The following is a 14,393-nucleotide window of genomic DNA, read 5'->3' as shown; positions in this document are numbered from 1 at the left end:
GGCTGCAGGCTTAAAGAAGCAAACGCCTCGGCGTACTCCGTTTACTCGCCGTAATTCTGTCCTCCAACTACCGCACCGCACGGTAGAGATCGAGATCGGGGCGGTCGCCGAGGATCGTGAATAGCTCGCGGATCTGCGCCAGGCCGGCGGCGATCGTGAAGCGTGAATCGCGGCCGAGGCTCTTTGCTCCGAGCACATAGAAATCAGGCTCGGCCGTCGTGAGCAGCAACCGGTCGGGATGCTCTTCTCCTTCCGCCGGCCAGCGCGTCGCTGCCCCGCGGATCGGATCTTCGCCGACTTGCAGCTCGGCAAAAAGCTGATTGTCGGCCCGATGCCCGACGCTGGCAATCACGCGATCGACTTCCAATTCACCGGCTCGTTCGCCGCTCAAGCCGATTTGAAATTTTTCCAACCCTTCGTGCCAAATGACCTGCCGAACGGCCGTGCCGGGGCAAAAGATCAAATGGCCAAGTTCCGAGCGGACCAAACGGTTGGCTCCTTCGGCCAACTCATCGCGCGCAGGCCAGGGATCGTTCGGGATGCGGCGGATCGGTCCGGCGGAATCTGCCTCACGCCGCACGACCCATGTTGCCTGTGTATAGGGCGCGTCATGGCCCAATCGCACCAGCGCCGAGACGTTGACCGCCGCCGCATGGCCATCGCCCACCACGAGCGTATGCCGATGTGCAAAATCCGGACGGCGATCGCCGAGAATGTCGGGCATGCCGTAGTCGATGTGGCGCTCGGCCAGCAACTCGCCGATGGCCGGGATTCCCCCTTCGCCGAGCCAATTGTGTTGGCTGAAGGTGCCGGTGGCATCGATCACCACATCGGCGGTTGCCACGCGTCGTCCGGCCGGTTCGACGGAATGAGCATCGCGGAGCAAAATACGAAAATCGGCGTGGGCTCGATCTTCGCCGGTTAAATCTCCCTTCAGCAAACCGCCGCGGCCGATCGCCAATACCTCGGTTCGCTCGTGGATGTGATCGGCCAACAGATCCGACTTCGACAGCGGCAGGTAATAGCGATCCGCCAACTCTCGGCCGGTAAGAAGTTCGTCGGCGAGCGGCGGGTTCCACGATTCATCTTGGTTGGCGAGCGCTGCAAGCCCGAGCGGCGAATTATTTGCGCCGAAGGGTGTAAACAGCCGAACGTGGCCCCATTGATACAAATGCTCGGCCACGCGGCTACGTTCGTATACATCCACCTCGTAGCCCAAATAGCGGGCATAGAGCGCGGCTTCCAGTCCGATCGGTCCAGCCCCGAGCACCGCGATGCGAGCAGGTGTTTCAACAGACATGGCGGAGGCAAGGGTGAGGGTGAGGGATTAGGAAAAAAGTCACTCGCAGTTCCGCCGCGGGATTTTCGTAAATCGCTTGCGCCTCACTCGCCCCTCGCCCCTTCCGCCTCGCCCCTTGCGATAGCGAACGGCGACAAATCGAACTCCGGCTCTTGGCCGCGAATCAGTTGGGCCATCAGCACGGCGGTGGCGGGAGCGAGGATCAGGCCGCTGCGATAATGGCCGGCCGCGACGAAGGCATTTTTCAACCCGGGCACACGGCCGATGCAAGGTCGCCCGCTGGCGCTTGCGGGCCGCAGGCCCGCCCACGATCGCTCCATTTCGGCGCCGCGAAGCTCGGGAATCCAATCGATCGCGAAATCCAGCAATTCGCGCACCGCGCCGGATGTCACGCTCCGATCGAATCCGACGTCTTCCAGCGTCGAACCGACGAGCAGTCGGCCGTCTTCGCGCGGCACCAGATAATGTGGGCCGGCGTAGACCACGCGCCGCAAAATCGGCCGACCTGTGTTCAAGAGCACGATCTGGCCGCGAATCGGCTTGATCCCGACATGCACGCCCAGCTTGCTCAAAAGCCCACCGCTCCACGCGCCGCAAGCAACGCAAAAACTCTCTGCGCTGATCGATCCAAGCGGTGTGCGAACGGCTCGAATTCTTTCGCCGGCGATTTCGAAGTCCTCGACCTGTGTATCGCCGGATATCTCGACGCCGCGAGCGATGCAAGCGGCTTCGAGCGCGTGCATATTCCAAGGACTGCGGATTTGCACCTCGCCCGGCACCAGCAAGCCGGCGCGCAACCGGCCAGTGGCAACCGCGGCTCGCAAGGCCGGTTCGAACCCGGCGGCGTCTTCCGGCGAAATCTTTTCGACTTCCACTCCGCCGCGCCGCCATCGGCCGGCCATCGCATCTAGTTCAGCAAGCAGCGCTTCGTCGGCCAAATAGAGAGCCCCGCAGCGGCGGAAGCCGGTGTCGATGCCCGTTTCTTCGCGCAACCGTGCGGTCCAATCGGAATGCAAGCGGCAACTGAGCGCCTCCAGCCGTTCGAGCGGATCGGCGTCTGCGGCTTGGGAGGGCGGCGGCAGAATTCCGGCCGCGGCCCACGATGCCTCGCGCCCCGGCTTAATTTGCTCGACCACGCGCACCCGAGCGCCGCCCTGAGCAAGCTCATATGCCAGCGAGAGCCCAATCACTCCGCCGCCGATAATCAAGCAGTCGTGCATTGCAGAATATATTGGGTCTCGTCAATCGCTGGGGTCTGGCTCATTTTTCGGCCCGCAAGCGCTCGAACGGCGAGCAACGCGTCCGCCGAAAAATGTGCCTGACCCCTTTGAACCGCACCGGGGTCTGGCTCACTTTTCGGCCCACAAGCGCTCGAACGGCGAGCAATGCGTCCGCCGAAAATGTGCCTGACCCCTTTGAACCCTCCGCCTACGAATTCGTCTCGACCGATGGATCATCGGCCACATTCACCCACACATGCACGTGCGGCGAACCGCGGAAATACCACACCAGCGAAGGGCCTTCCAACCGCCAGCAGTCCCACACCTGATCGTCGCCGATGTCGCCTTCGCGATAAAATGCCAGCGCGCATTTGTCCAAGCCGCCCTGCTCCTTCAGGCAGCGCAGCGCGTCTTGCTGGCCGCTGGTGCGATACGGCTCGAGAAGCATCGAAAGCACTCGCTGCAACTCGGCCTTTTGATCGCTGGAGAACTCGGTCACCGGGCAGCCCGGATAGGTGCGCTTCGGTCCTTGAAACCCGACCGATTCTTCCAGCGGCAGGTGTTCGACCAGGGCCAGTTTCTTGTGCCGTTCATCGAGCATCGAATAAACCTTGTTGGCCTCGAGCGCTTGCGGCCAAAAAACGTTGCCCGGATGCGTGGCCGCTTCGTTGAAACCGCTGGCGGCATGGCCATAAAAGATCGGGCCGCCGAAGGCAACATGCTCGGCCGAATGGCCGTCGCAACGAATCGTCAGATGCCGGCCGGTCATGACGAATTCGAACTTGTCGATTCCGGGATGGCCGAAGATGGCGATGCTTTGGTGCTTTCCATAACCGCCGGCATCGTCTTTCAGTTGCTTGTCGATCCGCTTGACCCAATCGGATTGATAGAGTCCCTCGAACACCTCGCGGATCATTTGCTTCTGGTCTTTGTCGAAAAAATCGGAGCCGATGGAGGGAGGCGTGATGTTCCAATTGTTCGACACGCGCGTGCGCAGCAGCCCGCGCTTTTCTTCCGTGAAATCCCAACCGAAGCAAATCTTGCTCTTCTGGTTTTCGTGGAGCGAATCGTAGAGCGACTTGACGATCGACTCGGGCTTCGATTTCAGATCCGGCACGATCGGCTTCGCCGCGTCAGCCATCGCCCAAACCGGCAACGACGTAGCCGCCGCCCCAGCCGCGGCGATCGTTCCGGTGGTGCGGAGAAAATCGCGGCGATTGAACCAACTGGCTTCGGCATCGCAATCGGGGCAAGTGCGTTCGGGCTTCTCGGACATGATGGCACCTTCGAAGGGTGAGGGTGAGGGGGAGGGGGGCAGGGGCGCAAGCGAACGACGACGCTCCAGCCCGCACCATTAGACACCAACCGTTTGGTGAAGGCAAACGGGCGCGCCGCGCGCACACTCGAGCCCGCAGCGCTAGCAAGGGAGCCTTCTGATTCTCCGTCTGATCGCAGCGTTCACTCCTCCCCAGCCGTTTGCCGCCGCCCTCTCAACCTCTCCCTCCGCCTCTCCGCGACTCCGCGTGAGATTTCTTCGCCCGAGATTTCTTCGCTCTTATCGAACGCGCGGCACGACGCCGCTGGCAGTTCGGGCAAAAGAACGTCGATCGCTGCGCTTGCACGATTCGCTCGATATTCGCCTCGCCGCAATCCAGACACGGTTCGCCCTTGCGGCCGTAAACGCGGTGAAACTTTTGATAGTCGCCCGCGCGATTCAAGGCATTGCGATAGGTGCCGTCGGAAAGCGTCGAGCCCTCGTAGTGAATCGCCGCCTCGAGCACTTCGTGCATGGCCGAATGGATCCGCTGCCAGTCCGCTGAGCGGAGTTCGTCGCAACGCTCGCCGGGATGAACGCGGGCCAGGTGAAGGATCTCGGCGGCGTACAAATTGCCGATCCCGGCCAGCGCGCGTTGATCCAATAGGGCGACTTTCACGGCCCGGTGACTGCCGGCCAGCCGCGCGGCAAGTTCGTCGGCCGAAATGGCCAAGGCATCGGGGCCAATCGCCTTGCCGCTATATCGCTCGCTCAAATCGGCCTCGGAAACCAAGCGAACCGAGCCGAGCCCGCGGCGGTCCCAATACACCAGCTCCGTCGAATCGCCGCCGGCCAGCGTGATGCGAAACCGCAAATGTTCGGCCGTCGGCGGATCGGCCAGAAGCACCAGCCCGCTCATGCGCGGTTCGAACACGATTGCCGCCGAGCGGTCTAAATGCACGACAACGCGTTTTCCGATCCGGCCGATTTCGCGAATCGTGGCCCCGACCGCCGTGCGGCGAAATTTCGGCAACTCCGGTTCGATGGAAATCGGCTTCCGCCGGCAGCGTACCCGCTCGACCGCAGTGATCCGGCTACCGACAATCCCCAAAATCCCCCGCCGCATCGTTTCAACTTCAGGTAATTCGGGCATTGGGGTGGGGATCGGGGACAGGGGTCGAGGGCCAGGGGCCAGAGAAAATGCAGGCTCGTGGCGGCGCGAGATTGAAACAAGCGCCGGGCAGTGGTCCAAGCGTGCTCGATCAATTACACTCAAAAATCAGTTCGCTCGGCGCCCGCTCGAGATATCTGTAGGCTAACCGAAACCGCCGCCCGAGAAATAGGGGCGCGCGCCACCAGCAGCCGCCCAGAATTCGTTCCTCTTTGTCTGCCCCCTGACCTCCGGCCTCTGACCCCTTCGTTTCCAAATGCCGAGTGCGCCCCAATCACCTCTCCCCGCCGCCACTGCCCACGTTCCCGACCAGCTCGGCCGATTCGGCGAATTCGGCGGCCGCTTTGTGCCCGAAACGTTGATCCGCGCGCTCGACGATCTGGCGGTTCAATACGAGCAGATTCATGCCGACAAAGCCTTTCAGGCCGAACTGAGCGATCTACTAAAGCATTATGTCGGCCGGCCGTCGCCGCTCTACCACGCCAAGCGGCTCAGCGAAAAAAACGGCGGCGCCCAAATCTATCTCAAGCGCGAAGACCTGAACCACACCGGCGCCCATAAGATCAACAACACGCTCGGGCAAGCCCTGCTCACGGTTCGCATGGGCAAACGCCGCGTGATCGCCGAAACCGGCGCCGGCCAGCACGGTGTGGCGACGGCCACGGCCTGCGCGCGATTCGGCCTGGAATGCGTCGTTTATATGGGCGAGGAAGACATCCGCCGGCAGCGGCCAAACGTGTTCAGCATGAAGCTGCTCGGGGCCGAGGTGCGGCCGGTGTCGAGCGGCTCGCGAACGCTCCGCGACGCCATCAACGAAGCCATGCGCGATTGGATGAGTTCGGTGGCCACGACGCACTACATTCTCGGTTCGGTCGTCGGGCCGCATCCGTTTCCGCGGATGGTGCGCGATTTTCAAGCGGTCATCGGCCAGGAAACCATCGCACAATGCCGCGAGCAATTGGGCCGCATGCCGAATTCGGTCGTGGCCTGCGTCGGCGGCGGAAGCAATTCGGCGGGAATGTTTTATCCGTTCGTCGAAGTGCCGGGCGTCGAGTTGATCGGCGTCGAAGCCGGCGGCCGTAGCGATCAGCCGGGCGACCACGCGGCAACGCTTTCTTACGGCGCGCCCGGCGTGTTGCACGGCAGCTATAGCTATGTCATGCAAGATGCCGAGGGGCAGACGTGCGACGTGCACTCCGTTTCCGCGGGCTTGGATTATCCCGGAGTCGGGCCGGAACACAGTTATTGGAAAGACACGGGCCGCGTGCGCTACACCAGTTGCCGCGACGATGCGGCGCTCGAGGCATTCGACAAGCTGGCAAAATCGGAAGGAATACTGGCGGCGCTGGAAAGCTCGCATGCCGTGGCCGAGGGATTGCGACATGCCGCGACGCGGCCGGCAGGCGAAGTCGTCGTCGTGTGTCTCTCCGGCCGCGGCGACAAAGATGCCGCCGAAATCGCCCGTCTCCGTGGAATCCAATTCGGCTGACGGGGACCGGAACCACGAAGTACGCGAATGACGCGAAAAGGAAGAAGCAAAAGCAAACGAAGAAGGGGGACCACGGATCACACTGATTACACGGATGAAGAACGATAAGATCGAGGACGCAGCGACGACAAGTTACGGCTTCCTAGCGGGCAAATCCTGCGTGGCGACAGTTCCTCCCTATTCTTATCCTTTTCGAGCCTTTCGCGTATTTCGTGGTTTCCTGTCTTCTGCTTCGTATCCGTGTGATCCGTGTGATCCGTGGTTTCATATTGTTAATTCGTTGATCGAGGTGGCGCGTGTCTGCGATTGATGATCTTTTTCGAAAGCTTCGTGGTAGCGGGCGGAAGGCGTTGATGCCGTTCGTCACTGCCGGCGATCCGGATCTGGCCTTCACCGCCGCGGTGCTGCGCGAAATTGCTCGCCGCGGTGCGAGCCTCTGCGAACTTGGCATTCCCTATAGCGACCCGATCGCCGATGGGCCCGTGATTCAGGCTTCGTATACGCGGGCTTTGTCGAAAAAAATCCGCCTCGATCAGATTCTAGCGATGGTTCGCGAACTCAAGCCGGCGTTCGGGCCGCCACTGGTGTCGATGGTCAGCTACGCGATCGTCTACCGGCATGGATTGGAAAAATACGTGGCCGATGCGCAGGCTGCCGGATTGGCCGGCGCGATCGTGCCCGATCTGCCGGTCGAGGAATCCGGGGCCCTCTCGCGGATTTGCCGCGCCGCCGATTTCAGCTTGATCCAATTGGTCACTCCGACCACGCCACGGCCGCGGGCGATTCGCATCGCCGAAACTTCGACCGGATTCCTCTACTATGTGAGCGTGACGGGCATTACCGGCGAGCGGGGCGAACTTCCGCCGGAGTTGATGGAAAACGTCGCCTGGATTCGCGAACAAACGCCGCTGCCGGTGTGCATCGGCTTCGGGATTAGCGGCCCGGAACACGTCCGGCGCCTCGCCCCCGTGGCCGACGGCCTGATCGTCGGCTCGGCCGTGGTTCGGCGCATCGCCGCGGCAAGCGAGACGGGGACGCCCCGCGAGACCGTATTGGCCGACGTCGGCAATTATGTCGCTGAATTGCTGTCCGCACTTACTTCGTGAGTCCAACTGGCCATAAGCCGCACTTTCGCAATGGCAGACTTCGCTTGCCGGCGCCACACAACCGTCTCGCCCGCGTGTCCTACGACCGCCGGGTGCCGCGCTGGGCTCGTCCGGCAGTGCTGCGCGCCCGCTTGGCGAACCGGGTAAAAAAGCATAAGCAGCGCAACTCGCGGCCTCTCTTCCCAACATGTCCGACACGCACATCATCCGCCTCCGCGGCCCTTGGGAATACGAGCCGCTGGCTCGCGTCGGGATGGCCGCCGATGGCACTCGGCATGAAGGCCGCGACCGCTTGCCGCCCGCGGGCCGTGTGCATTTGCCTGCCGATTGGGGAGCGATCTTGGGCGTCGATTTCCGCGGCCGAGTGCGCTACACGCGTCGATTCGGGCTGCCGACCAACCTCGAACCGCACGAGCAAGTGTGGCTGGTTGTCGAAGGCGTCGATTATTTCGCCGACATGTCGCTCAACGGCACGCCGCTGGGCAAAGTGGTCGGCTACCAGCAGCCGCGCGAATTCGACATTCGCCGTTTGCTTGCGGAACGAAATCTATTGACGCTCGACGTCGAACTTCCGCAGCTCGAAGATGTCCAAACGGTCTCGCTCGACCGCCCCGGCCGCGAGCATTTGCCCGGCGGCCCAATCGGCGAAATCCGATTGGAAATTCGCGCCGGCTAGAAATGTTTGGCCCGTTCGTCCGCAGTCGCGCCCTTCGATCAGTGTACATCGTCCGGCCATTGCCAGCGCGGTCCCTTCGCCCGATAGCAGCGAACGGCAATAGGCCGCGTCGCCGACGAGCGCGGCTCGACCGGCCGACCAAGTCGGAAGGGCGAGCAGAGCGAAGCTGGAGCGGCAGAGGCCGGACGCAGGCCGACTATTCCCTCGATGGCAGCGCGAATCGCAAGCCGCGGGATCGATCGAAAGGCTCAGCGCCGGCGGATTGCCAGCGCGATATCGTCGGCGTAGTTCGGCGACGCGAACGTGCGTACTCCGCCGGAGTGCGCAAATCTTTCGACTGGCGATGTTTCGCCCGACGACGGATGCAGCCAGGTTGCTTCGTAGTTGCCGGACGGCAGTTCCACTCGCAAATCGGCCTTCGTCCCGCCGCGGATATAGATCGCGTATTGGGCGCCGCGTTGGACTAGCGCGCGGGCGGTCGCCTTGTCGGGCGTTCCGCCGCGGATTACGCCGTCGTCCGGCGACATTTTTACGAAATCGAACGACTCGACGAACTGCTTGAGCGTTTGAAGCTGACGGCGGAACGCGGGGCCGCCGCCGCCCGGCGAGCGCGTGTGCTGGAATGTGCCGTCGGGATGTTTGGGGGTGAACGAATAGTCGAGGTTGTCGAACACGGCCCCGCCGGAAATCACGAAATCCCACGCTTCGACGCGATAGGCCGCCTCGCCCGTTCCGCTGAAGCCCGTCTCGTCGTCGGCGATCGCGCGCCGCAATCCAAAATTCTCCGCCACGCTGTTGGGCGGCTTCGCATAATGGAAATTGAGAATCGACACGTTTGGATTGGGAGCCTTCACGACCTGCGATCCGTTGGCGATATTCTGCGAAATCAGATGCCGGTGCGGCCGGTCCTTTTCCGCCCCGGCGATTACGCCGGCGATGCGGTCGTTCCACTCGCTGGATACAAAGCCGAAATACGGCTCGTTGCAAATCTCGAAATACACGTTGTCGGCGTCTTTCAGCTCGCCGACGATCTTGCGCACCAGCGCCTCTTGCAATGCGAGATGCTTGGGGTGGCGCGTCGTATACACGTCCTGCCGGCTGACCGCTTCCACGGGATTGATGATGTTTGCCGGATTCAGCGGGCTGAGCTTCCACAGCCCGTCGTCGTACATCGCGCAAAACAGGCTCAATTCAACGACAATGCCGCGCTTGCCGGCCTGGGCGACGAAATCCTTGAGCCGCGCGAAATAAGCGTCGTTCCAGCGGGTCAAATCGAACTTGGCGCCCCCGGCCGCCGCCCCCGGAGTGTCGCTGATCGCAAACGGACAAACAAAGTTTTCCGAAGACGGGCTGAGCGGATTATCTTCGATGTTGAACGAACTCGGCTGTTCGCGATACGTGCCGCTGAAAGTCCGCGTCAGGTTAAAGCCGCGGGAGTGCAGTTCGTCGAGATACGGAATGTAATCGAATCCTCCATTGAGCACGGCGCCGTAGTGCTCGCCGGACGTGATCAGCACCGTCGGCTTGCCGCGAAACAAGAAGTAGTGCGGATGATCCGGATGCAGCGCAATCGGTTCGCCGGCCGGCGCCGAGCGGGCCATGGCGCCGATCAAAAGTAGCGGCAGCAACCGGCGCGCAAATCGCACAACCAGACTGTCCATGACTTATCCCCGCCGCACAAAGATGCGTGCTAAAATGATCTCTCAATTTGGTCGGTGTCCGGGCGGCCACCGAGCTTCGGCGCCAACGGATCTTCGGCGGTCGCCGCATTCTCGTGAGTCCAGGGAACGAAAGTCAAATGCATCATTCCGGTTCTGCTCATGGTACAGGTTTGGAAGCCAGCGGACAGGATGCGTCGCGTCCACGTCGAACGCTCCGATCGGAGCCATTATTTCTCGCGACCGTTTACATGGCCACCGTTGTCATCGCAAGCATGTCTGTCGCGGCGTGTGGCCCCGGTTGCTGCTTTGTCTTCTTTTCCATCATCGCCGGCGTCTCCGGTCTTCTCATGCTCCGTAGGCCGTTCACATCGCGCTGCTTTTGCGGACTGATTCTCATGCTCTCGCTGCTCGGTATGTGGCACGAGAAGGAAACCCGTGACACGTGGGCAGAGCGAGCGCTTCGCCTCCAGGTGCAGGCTCTCCAACAAGAACTTCAAAAGTCCCGAAACGAAGTGAACCCGTCGTCTCGCGCATTGTAACCCACCGGCTCAAAACGCCATACGGCCCTACGCGGCGGCGCCCCGCCTTCAATTCGCGGGCACGATGTCGAATCCCGTGTCCCACTTGCGATCGCCGCCGCCGGACGAAGCATTGCCGAAGTCGCGCTTCACCAGCAAGAAGCCGGTGCGCGATTTCACGATCCGCTGCGCTTGGCCGACCAGGCGGTCGATCTGCGCTTGCGTCGGATACTCTTTTTGTCCGGCGGCGTTGCGGTTGGGCGGGGTAAGATCCGACCGATTGATTTTGAACGTCCATTTGCCGTTCAGCCGCTCACCCGACCAGGAACCGATCGTCGCCGGGGCGTCGCCGCGCTTGCGGCCCGCCGCCGTGCGATCGTCGTGATCGCGAGACGTATAGGACAGAACGTCGGTAAACACGAGCACCACGTCCACATGCCGAGCCTCGGATGGAATCGCGGCGTCCCAATGCACGACCTCGAGCAGCTTGCCGTCGGCGCCACGCGCGACGGCATCTCGCGTCCAGTCGGCCGCTTTGCTGCGCGTCGGCGATGGTTCACGCGCATTCGTGCCGCCGGAATTCCAAGCAGCTTGAAGCGGGGTTTGGTCGTTCGTCCAGCGGATCGCCGCCTGGGCCGAATCGGTGTCGTGAAAGCTGCTCGCGCTCCCGTCGACGAGAGAGATCAAGCTGCGACTGCGCACATAGCCCGGCCCGGTCGAAATCCGCAGGCGCAGTTTACCGCCGAGCGACTTGACGCCGACCGTAATGTAATTGTCGTAGGCGCTGGTGAACGGGCTGCTGACCGAAATATCGGTCGCGCCCGACGAGCCCCTGCCGCTGGTTGCCGGCTGTGACGAGTTCGCCCGAGAGGCCGCCGGGCAACGCGGCGCCGCTAGCGTAAGACCAAGAAAGACAACAAGACCTCGAAAGCGGATGACATTCATAGCGGAGATAGGAACCGAAATCAACGACGAGTCGAAACGGGGACCAATCGGGCGGGACAACGCTCCCATTATAATCAGCGGCCCGCGCCGTGCGAAACAACGGGCCGCGATTCGTTCAAGTTCACACCGCGGTTCTGGCAAGCGCCAACCGCTGGCTGTAGACTCCATACGGTTAGCACGAAATCTAACATCGTTGGTTTCAATCGTTCGTTTTCGCGGCGCATGATTTGTCGGTCACGGCGTATCCGCGGATCCGGTGGCACTGTCCCCTTAGACCCACACACCAGCGCGTAAGCCGGGAAACGGGGCTGGGTTCGGGAAACTTTCCGGCATCGCATGAAAAACCACGCCGGGCGATGGGCGGGTCGGAGAGTCTATTCGCCCCGCGACGCGCCGTGCGTTGTAATACGCACCTTAGCATCCACGCCCTGCTTGATCCTTTCTGCGGTCAGCGGCCCATAGACAAGCATCGTGCATGTTTCGCCGTTGCGATCGACTACGGCCGAAACCGACACACCTGGGATCGCATCGACCGTATCGGCCTCCGTATCAATCACCGTGTCCGCTGCGATCGGCGTCACCAACCGCCACCGGAAAGCGATCGCTCCGTCATGTCCGGGCACACGTTCGGGGAGCTGTGACGCATCATTGAATTTTCCAGTCTGGGTCGTGGTCACGCGCGGGCGCATTTCACTGCGCACCGCCGTCTGCGTCAAATCTTGTACTTTGCCGACGTTGTCGCGGATGGTATTTACGTCGCGAGACACGGTTCCAAGGCTGGCCTCAAACTGAGCCATTTTTGAATCCTGGCCAGAGAGTCGATCGGCAATTTTGTCTGTCTTTGCGTCAAGCGATGAAATCGCCTTTGCCGTAGCGTCGGAGTTGGTCTTTAGATCGGACGCAACACTGGCTTTTAATTCGTCAATGCGTTTGTCGAGCGCTGCATCGAATGATCTTATCGAATCGTTCAGGCTAGCTGATGCGGTCTTAATCGCGTCGGTTGCGTCTTGCTTCGCTTTTGCTGCCGACTCTTTCGTATCGCTCAGTGATGTCTCTAGCTTGGCCAGTCGCTCGCTTTGTGCGCAGGAATACGGCCAGACGACGGCCAATATCGCAACGACTACCGCAGCCCCCTGCACGAGAAGCGCTGCCCATTGCGGCCAGCTATCCTTTGCTCTAGATGCCATCGGATGCCCCCCCGCAACGCGTTGCTAGTCGCCACCGGAAGGCTATTTTACGCTGGGCGGTGGCCGCAAGACAATGCCTGTCACGCTGCGGACAAATCACGCCACCCGCCGCAAACGCGTATCCAGATCCAATCGCACGTCCGTGAGTCCCGCCGCCATCGCCGGCGTGGTGCCCTTGCCCAAGGCCATGTTCGGCCGGGCGAAATTGTGCCAAGCCACGAACAGTGCCGTCATGGCCGAACGGTGCTGGTAGGTCTTGCTGTGGGCATTGGTCAATCGCGTGAATCGGCGAACGTGCATCCGAACCGGCAGATTGAAGCGGCGTCACGAACCGTTCGCACGCTGCCTCATCGCGAAGCCCAACCGCATGCGAAAGAATCAGCTTGCTTTCAACGTCGATCGCCAGCCACGTCCACGAGTCACCAATATCGTCGCCGACGCGCACGAGCTTTTTCTTCGTGCGGTCTTTCATGGCGATGAAATCGCAAATCTCGTCCATTTCGATTTGCTTGGCCTCGACGTTGCGAACCGTGTCGCGCAAGAACCACGCACCGCTCGCCGACGTTCAAAACAAGATCGCAAATCGTGTCGCGCTTCATGCCGAACAATCGTTCGCAGGCCCGAATGCTCATCCCACCCAAGAGCGCGCACAGCACCTTGATGGCATCGCCCAATTCGATCCGCATATCGCCCAGGCGTCGGGCTTCGTTGCTGGCGAACGTGCCGCCGCAGTTCGGGCACTTCCATCGCTGGTTGGCCTTGCGGTCTTTGCCGTGTTTCTTGCGGTCGGTGTGTTGGCAAACTGGGGCTATCATGGCTTGGCTCGTTAGTGGTTGACCTGTCTTGTTCCGATGATTATATTATAAACAATCAAGTAATGGCGTCACCATGATTTCTTATACAATTATCAAGAAAAGGAAAAAGATGGCCAAGGCAAAGCAGCATGGCGGCAAGCGCGAAGGTGCCGGGCGCAAAGTCACCAATCCGGACGGGCCGGCCGTGGTGCTTGCGGCCAGCGTGCCTAGCGGGCTCGTGGAAGCGCTAGACGCCTACCGGAAGTGCGAGCAATGCAGCCGATCGGAAGCCGTTACGCGCGCAATCCGGGCGCTTGTGGGCAAACGCAAGCGTGCCGCCACGGGCTAGCGGAAAGAGAGGGAATCGAAGTCCATTCGGCGCAAGCCGATCCCTAGCGGGGTTTATAAGGCCCCGCATCGCCAAGACGCGGGCCGCTCTCCGGAGTGATGGACCGAGCCGCAGTTCCGTAAAGGCGAAATTGACAAGGCGGGGCACCTTCTAGTGGCGCTTGCGGCAATGGATAGCCGCCGGCTGGAGGCGCTGGAAATAGTTCACAATTGTCGCCGGCATCGCACATAAGGGATTGCGATGGTGGAGAAATCAGCGAGGATCGCGCGATAACGTCCTGGTAGCGACCGATGATTTCAGCTACCTGGTGGTCCTAGCGAAGCGTCGCGGCTACTATTTCTTGTGGTCCGCGTATTGATCGAGTCGAACGGACAGCGACAGAAGAATCGAATCGAGTATGAGGCATACCACAACTCGCGCCCTATAAATGGCTGAAGCCGCTGATTGGTTAATCAGCGGCTTCAGGCTGGTGACGCTTTTGGGGCGGCACCGATACTCATTCAGCCATTGGCAGATGAGTAACTACATTTTATTCGTCATTTTGGCCGCAAGTCAAGACAATTTTGGCCGAATTGGAAACAGCGTGTGGGCATCTCGAAAGTGGGTGGAAAATCTGCTCTGATAGAGGTGGCGTCGCAAAAGGGGGGCGAACTTGAAGCCGTGTTGAGGTGTGTGATGCGTGAGTTGAAGGACGACGGGTTGAACTTGACGGCGGAACAGGA

At 61.3% G+C, this 14,393-nt stretch carries 13 protein-coding genes; 5 read left to right on the top strand and 8 right to left on the bottom strand.

The genetic code is table 11. From position 1 onward, the window contains the following. Positions 1-67: 67 nt before the first annotated feature. The 4 genes from VHX65_01120 to mutM all read right to left on the bottom strand — a co-directional run bounded on the left by VHX65_01120 (position 68) and on the right by mutM (position 4,928). Complete coding sequence (locus tag VHX65_01120) at positions 68-1,300, bottom strand: hypothetical protein (protein ID HEX3997134.1); 1,233 nt, start codon at positions 1,298-1,300, stop codon at positions 68-70. Between the two features lie 83 nt (positions 1,301-1,383). Beyond that, positions 1,384-2,520, bottom strand: coding sequence for a glycine oxidase ThiO (gene thiO / locus VHX65_01115; protein HEX3997133.1), 1,137 nt, complete (start codon positions 2,518-2,520; stop codon positions 1,384-1,386). 208 nt (positions 2,521-2,728) lie between these two features. Further along, positions 2,729-3,796, bottom strand: a complete 1,068-nt coding sequence (locus tag VHX65_01110; protein ID HEX3997132.1) for a DUF3500 domain-containing protein — start codon at positions 3,794-3,796, stop codon at positions 2,729-2,731. A gap of 214 nt (positions 3,797-4,010) precedes the next feature. After that, positions 4,011-4,928, bottom strand: a complete 918-nt coding sequence (gene mutM / locus VHX65_01105) for a bifunctional DNA-formamidopyrimidine glycosylase/DNA-(apurinic or apyrimidinic site) lyase (GenBank protein HEX3997131.1) — start codon at positions 4,926-4,928, stop codon at positions 4,011-4,013. 274 nt (positions 4,929-5,202) lie between these two features. Here mutM and trpB point away from each other — a divergent pair, with 274 nt between their 5' ends. From trpB to VHX65_01090, 3 genes are all read left to right on the top strand, one after another. Beyond that, a complete protein-coding gene (gene trpB / locus VHX65_01100; GenBank protein ID HEX3997130.1) occupies positions 5,203-6,435 on the top strand; it encodes a tryptophan synthase subunit beta in 1,233 nt (410 codons plus the stop codon). Positions 6,436-6,731: 296 nt separating this feature from the next. After that, positions 6,732-7,541, top strand: a complete 810-nt coding sequence (gene trpA / locus VHX65_01095; GenBank protein ID HEX3997129.1) for a tryptophan synthase subunit alpha — start codon at positions 6,732-6,734, stop codon at positions 7,539-7,541. 187 nt (positions 7,542-7,728) lie between these two features. Continuing rightward, positions 7,729-8,217 carry a hypothetical protein gene (locus tag VHX65_01090; GenBank protein ID HEX3997128.1) on the top strand — a complete coding sequence of 163 codons (489 nt, stop codon included), beginning with the start codon at positions 7,729-7,731 and terminating at the stop codon, positions 8,215-8,217. A 248-nt stretch (positions 8,218-8,465) separates the two neighbouring features. Here the strand turns inward: VHX65_01090 and VHX65_01085 are convergent, their stop codons facing one another. The 4 genes from VHX65_01085 to VHX65_01070 form a co-directional block, all read right to left on the bottom strand. Then, complete coding sequence (locus tag VHX65_01085) at positions 8,466-9,878, bottom strand: putative collagen-binding domain-containing protein (GenBank protein HEX3997127.1); 1,413 nt, start codon at positions 9,876-9,878, stop codon at positions 8,466-8,468. A 587-nt stretch (positions 9,879-10,465) separates the two neighbouring features. Further along, the gene (locus tag VHX65_01080; GenBank protein HEX3997126.1) at positions 10,466-11,341 is read right to left on the bottom strand and encodes a hypothetical protein; all 876 of its coding nucleotides are present in this window, start codon (positions 11,339-11,341) and stop codon (positions 10,466-10,468) included. Between the two features lie 374 nt (positions 11,342-11,715). Further along, a complete protein-coding gene (locus tag VHX65_01075) occupies positions 11,716-12,528 on the bottom strand; it encodes a hypothetical protein (GenBank protein HEX3997125.1) in 813 nt (270 codons plus the stop codon). Further along, positions 12,518-13,069, bottom strand: coding sequence for a hypothetical protein (locus VHX65_01070; GenBank protein ID HEX3997124.1), 552 nt, complete (start codon positions 13,067-13,069; stop codon positions 12,518-12,520). The genes VHX65_01075 and VHX65_01070 overlap by 11 nt, the downstream gene beginning before the upstream one ends. Between VHX65_01070 and VHX65_01065 the strand changes: the two genes are divergently transcribed. Both VHX65_01065 and VHX65_01060 read left to right on the top strand, forming a co-directional pair. Beyond that, the gene (locus VHX65_01065; GenBank protein ID HEX3997123.1) at positions 13,059-13,358 is read left to right on the top strand and encodes a hypothetical protein; all 300 of its coding nucleotides are present in this window, start codon (positions 13,059-13,061) and stop codon (positions 13,356-13,358) included. The genes VHX65_01070 and VHX65_01065 overlap by 11 nt on opposite strands. A 58-nt stretch (positions 13,359-13,416) precedes the next feature. Beyond that, a complete protein-coding gene (locus VHX65_01060) occupies positions 13,417-13,671 on the top strand; it encodes a hypothetical protein (GenBank protein ID HEX3997122.1) in 255 nt (84 codons plus the stop codon). Positions 13,672-14,393: the final 722 nt, after the last annotated feature.

This window comes from Pirellulales bacterium (genome assembly GCA_036267355.1).
Classification (GTDB): Bacteria; Planctomycetota; Planctomycetia; order Pirellulales; family DATAWG01; genus DATAWG01.
Note: the sequence above shows the minus strand (reverse complement) of the source record. Positions and strands in the feature narration are given on the sequence as shown.